Origin of the sequence: Protofrankia sp. Cj3, assembly GCF_917627355.1 — a bacterium.
Classification (GTDB): domain Bacteria; phylum Actinomycetota; class Actinomycetes; order Frankiales; family Frankiaceae; genus Protofrankia.
Window position 1 is genome coordinate 12,632 of sequence record NZ_CAKJTR010000109.1, and the last position, 5,273, is coordinate 17,904.

2 protein-coding genes are annotated in these 5,273 nt (G+C 62.7%); one reads left to right on the forward strand and one right to left on the reverse strand.

Going from position 1 to position 5,273, the window contains the following annotated elements; all coding sequences use genetic code 11:
- Positions 1-369 precede the first annotated feature (369 nt).
- A complete protein-coding gene (locus MJ783_RS15185) occupies positions 370-2,802 on the reverse strand; it encodes a galactose oxidase early set domain-containing protein (RefSeq protein ID WP_239311092.1) in 2,433 nt (810 codons plus the stop codon).
- Positions 2,803-3,583: 781 nt separating this feature from the next.
- On the opposite strand from MJ783_RS15185, the gene MJ783_RS15190 reads away from it, so the two are divergent.
- Positions 3,584-4,261: a biosynthetic peptidoglycan transglycosylase gene (locus tag MJ783_RS15190; protein ID WP_239311093.1), complete on the forward strand. Its 678-nt coding sequence runs from the start codon at positions 3,584-3,586 to the stop codon at positions 4,259-4,261.
- The last annotated feature ends 1,012 nt before the right edge of the window (positions 4,262-5,273 follow it).

Below are 5,273 nucleotides of genomic sequence, written 5' to 3' on the forward strand. Positions count from 1 at the left end.
GAGGTTCGGGCAATGCTCACCGGCGCCCGAATAGAGGTGAGTCCAGTGGGCTCCAGAATCCCGATATGGGCGGTGACCTGTGCGTTTGCCTGTAGCGCTGGGGTCGCGTCGACCAGTCGGATTCTCATGGTACAATCCCCGCCCTCTGCCCTGACGCGGTAAGCAGTGTCTTGCCGGCGGCGGCCTCGCGGAAACATCCTGGCGTGTCACTTTGCGGACATCGTGATGTTCTATGTGAGGACCCTTGACTCCTCGACGAGGATGTTTCCTCCTCGCTCGAGGAAGCTATCCCGCAGGCGCCGCGGCCAGCGTGCCGGGTAGTCGGAGGCAGGGGGCCGCATCGATCGAAGCGAGCCGAGAGCGGACAGCTCACGTCAGGTGGATCCACGTCGCGATCGAGGGGACTCCTTGTTGATCGACTATGAACAGCATGTACCAGCCGGGCGGCGCGATGTTGGGATTAGCAGTAATCGTGACGTCGAGTGAATCATTTTCTCGGGAAACGATCTGGAGGTCAACGAGGCGTTGGCCGCTGTCAAATGAATGAGTTGTGACACAATTTTTGATCAGCGAAGCCCACCGAATCGTGTTCGCCTGTGCTGTCGTAATCGTTACGGTTTGGCCGTAGCTCCATTCCTCCTGCGCCGTACCGATGACCGGTCGAGGTCCCTTGAACAGGTAGGGAGGGCTGAAGACCTCGATACGCATCTCCTCCTCCGGATCCGGAGGCTCCCAGTTGATCTGCTGCCCGCCTTCGGGGTTGCCGCCGGCCGCGACGACGCGACCGTCGGGTAGCAGCAGCGCCGTCGAGTGATAGAGACGTTGCACGGTGGCTGCGGCCATCAGGCTCCAGGTGTTGGTAGTCGGGTCGTAGATCTCGCCCTGCAGCCGGGCTAACGGCTCATCCTCCTGCTTCAGCGAACCACCACTGACAAAAACCGTACGGTCAGGCAGCAGGACGGTGTTCAGATGCAGACGGGGAAGTCCTATGGGAGCGCCGGCATGGTAGATGGGGTCGGCCGCCTTCAGGTCGACAATGGACACCGCGTCGGTGGCGTCGGTCTTATCTGGCTTACCCACCGGACCGCCACCGATGATCATTATTCGTTGGTCCTGGGCCGGCGGAAGGATGACGCTGGCTGACTGATTGCGCATGTCAGGGGCGAGCAGGTCCTGGACCTGCTTGGTGGTCACCGGATCGTGCGTGAGATCTATGATGCAGGGATCCACTTGCAGCGGGTCGTCCATCCGGCCACCGGAGAAAAAGATCTTGCCGCTGGCGAGTAAGAACAGATGGGCGTATAAGGGCAGCCCGGGAAAACCGCCGGCGAAGTGTCGGATGTGCCAAGTATCTGTCGCGGCGGAGTAGATCTCAAGAGAGGTCTTCGGCAGATCACCGCCGTTGTCGCCCAGGCCGCTCGCCGCGAGGATTTTTCCGTCCCCCAGAGTGATCAGTGTTGGATACCAGCGTCCCTGTGCCATATTGCCGGCAACGGACCATTTCTCGGTGGTGAAGTCGAAGATTGCGGAGTCCTTCCGGCCGCGGAACGGATTGTAGCCGATTGTGCCGCCGGCGGAGAGGAGCCGGCCGTCCGGAAGGAACGCGTCGCCACCACAGAAGAAGTCGAATGGTTTGTGGTTCGCGGTGCGCAGCGTCGGTGGGTGGGAGAAGGTATTATGCGGCGGACTCCACACGACGCTGGTGAAGATCCCCTTGCTCTCGTCGCCGAATATCGGGCTGTTGAAGCGGGTCGCGCTGCTTCCCGAGCCGGCGAAAAACAGCACCTTGCCCTTCGGGAGCAATGCGGCGTGTACGGCGAGGACACCGGAATGGAAGTCGAGAACCTCCCATGATCCTTCCCTTTCTGGGTCATGATCAAGATCGATGATCTCGTACAGGCCGGCGTTCTGCTGCGGACTGTTGTCAACCATAAACGCAAAGAGGCGGTGTTTGTTGTTCGTCTTGGCGACCGCGATGCCGCCGCCCTGGTTTTCGAAGGAGAACCAGTTCGGCACCCCCAGCCATGGCCCCCAGTCGTCGGCCGAGATCCCGTCATTACCAAGATTCTTGCCAACGCGGTAGAATGCCTGGTTCTGTCCGATGGGGCTGTCGATATTGAAGATGATCAGATCCTGGTTCCCATCCTCATCCAAGTCGACAACCGCGATACCGCAACCCTGGTTTTCCCAGGAGAACCAGCCCGGCACATCGATCCATGGTGACCACCCCGTGACATTGCCATTGATATCGACGTTTTTGCCGATGCGGTAGATCGCGCGGTTGCCTTGGGGAGGATTGTCGATCGTAAGCACGATCAGGTCGCGGTTGCCTTGGTCGTTCGGCGGTGTCACCGCGACCGCGATGCCTTGGTTCTCCCAGGAGAACCAGTCCGGGATGGTGATCCACGGTGTCCAGCCGCCAGTGACGTTGCCCGATGCGTCGAGATTGCGGCCGATCCGGAACAGGCCCTGATTTTGCCCGATGGGGTTGTCGACCATCGCGACGACAAGATCCTGCCGGCCGCTGCCATCCAGGTCGGCCAAGGCGATATTTCCGCCTTGGTTCTCCCAGGAGAACCAGTCCGGGATGGTGATCCACGGTGTCCAGCCGCCGGTGATCCGACCGGCGTCGTCGAGCGTCTTCCCCACACGATAGAGGCCCTGATTCTGTCCGGCTGGGTTGTCGACCATCAACACAACCATGTCCTGCGTGCCATCGTTCGCCAGGCTTCCGACGGCGATGCCGCCACCCTGGTTTTCGAACGAGAACCAGTCTGGTACCGGTCGAAACAGGTTTACCATGACCGTTCCTCCTCGTGATGCCGGCGCTGGGCGCTGTCACTTGGCAGGGTATCCTGAAAGGATCTTCATTGTTGTTCGTCTTCGTCAAGGAGGGGCTGTTCGTGGCTCGTGGCAGCTGATGTGCTCTTGTGTCAGGGCTACCATCACCCGGTGAGAATTGTAAACCACCACATGTGGCCACACCATCGTTTCCTGGTGGGATTTCGTCAGGTTGGGGAGATCATTTTCATCCGCGGGACGATCGCCGTCGATGATCGGCGAGTGGTGAGTGCGGATTAAAGATCTTGAAAAACTGACACATATGTGACCGCTTCCGTGCCTGCTCCCGACGGGTTGGCGCTTGCGTTCGGGGTCTCTTCGGGGTGTCTTCGGGGTGGTGGCCAAAGGCTGCTGGAAAGCGCGATAGAAAAGGTGCCGATGACGAGGCCGCGTGCGGCGAGGACTCTCTCGACATCCCGGCAGGACGGGGCATAGCGCGGATAACAGCCGGGCGGGGCTGGCTGGGCCGCGGCCCGCTGGCGTGGCACGGTCCGTCGTGTGGCGATGGGTAACCCGCCCAGGAGATGCTCGGCCTGGGCTGAGGTCCAACAACATTGGGAGACCACGACGGCAGGGTGAGTACCGTGACGAACTGGCTGCGATAATGGGCGGCGCGACGATTTTTCCCGTTGGCCGGATGCCCAATGATCTGGGCGGCTCTCTTCCCCCAGGCCCTGGCGCCACGCCGGATCGCCGTCACACCGGGCGGGGACGGCGAGGTGCCCGCCGGGCCGCTATCGCCGTGCTGTCTGTGCTCCTGGTCATGCTCTTGGTCGCGGCCGGCGGTTTCGGGCTGCTTCTTGCCGTGACCCCATCCACGGCTGACGCGCGACAGCGTGTACAGGCGCTGGCCGCGGCCGACGGTGCGGCACCGCTGGCTGGGCCGCTACCCGATCGGGTCGTGCGGGCGCTTCTCGCAACCGAGGACACCCGGTTCTTTTCCCATCACGGCGTGGACCCGACCGGCGCCGTGCGTGCCACCGTGGCTTCCCTCGCCATGAACGGCGACGTGGGGGGCGCGACCCTCGAGCAGCAGCTGGCCAAGATTCTTTATACGGGTGGGCGACGCGGCTTCACCGACCGCGTCGAGCAGGTGGCTCTGGCGGTGAAGCTCGACGTCCGGTACAGCAAAACCGACATTTTGCGGATGTACCTGGACACGGTCTATTTCGGGCACGGCTATTATGGCGTCACCGACGCGGCCTGGGGTTATTTTGATCATGATCCCGCCGTGCTGACCTGGACGCAGGCGTCGATGCTGGCCGGATTGGTGCAGGCCCCGAGCGCCTACGACCCCTACCGGCACCCCGAGGCCGCGCGAGCCCGCCAACGCCACGTCCTCGACCGTCTCGTCGCGACTGGTGACCTCACCCGCCCCGCGGCGGACGCCGTCCTCGCCGAGCCTCTTGACCTACGTTGATGGGGGCTGCCCGTTATTGTTGAGCTCCGTTGGATCCTATGGATTCCAGCCGAAAACCTGACGAATGCGGATGATCCGTGCCTATGCGGGGCCGCCTCCGTCGGAGAGCTTGACAACCGGTGGAGGGCGGGCCGAGCGATCTGCTTGGCTCGGCGCGCGCGATGCGTCTCCGGCAGGCGCCTGTAGTGGTGGGGCGGGCTGGCGGTGCTGTGCCGACTCTCCACGACGCACCGGGCAGGGGCCGGCCTACGACGTCGTCGACCGACTTCCGCTGTCGACTGTCGACGCTGCCGGGACGCACGCGCCGCCAGGCTGAGGGCATCGTGTGGGACATCGTCGAGGCCCTCGCAAGCGGCATCGTAGGCCAGAGGTCCTTGTGTTGCTGACCCATTGCCATCGAAACCGGACGATGGGTTATCGGATCGTCCATACCGCCCCAGAATCCTGCTGAAGCTCCGCCAGCTACCCCAGGGCGGATACAACCAAGATCTAGATAGGTGGCCCCGGATGTGCCCGTGGAGAGTGGTCAGCCGCGGTCTGTGTCTTCGGAGTGGAAGAGCAGATCCTGGTAGGTGCGGCGGTAGCGAACGTCTTTGCTCTTGAGGCTGCTTGGACTCAGGGGGCCGGCGCGCTGTCCGCGCTGTGCTGAGAGCAGGGGCTCGGCAAGCTTGATCATGATTGGGCGGGTTTCTGGCCTGCCCCAACAGCCCGATTCGAACCCCCTGCTTGGGGTCCCGCTGCGAGGCGGCCGGTGCACTGACCGCTGGAGACTGCCCTGGAACCGGTGGGCGGATGCAGCGTCGACCTATTGTTTGATCATTGTTGAGCGGTGGCTGACGCGATGGACTTTGCCGATACCACAGTGTCATCGAGACGCACCGGTCAGCCTCTCTCCGAGTCCGACGGCCGCCAGGTCAGCCAACCGTTGCCCCCGGCATCGTGGCAGACCACTCCGGCAGGTACGATCAGGGACTGCGGGCCGTTAGCTCAATAGGTAGAGCAAGAGACTTTT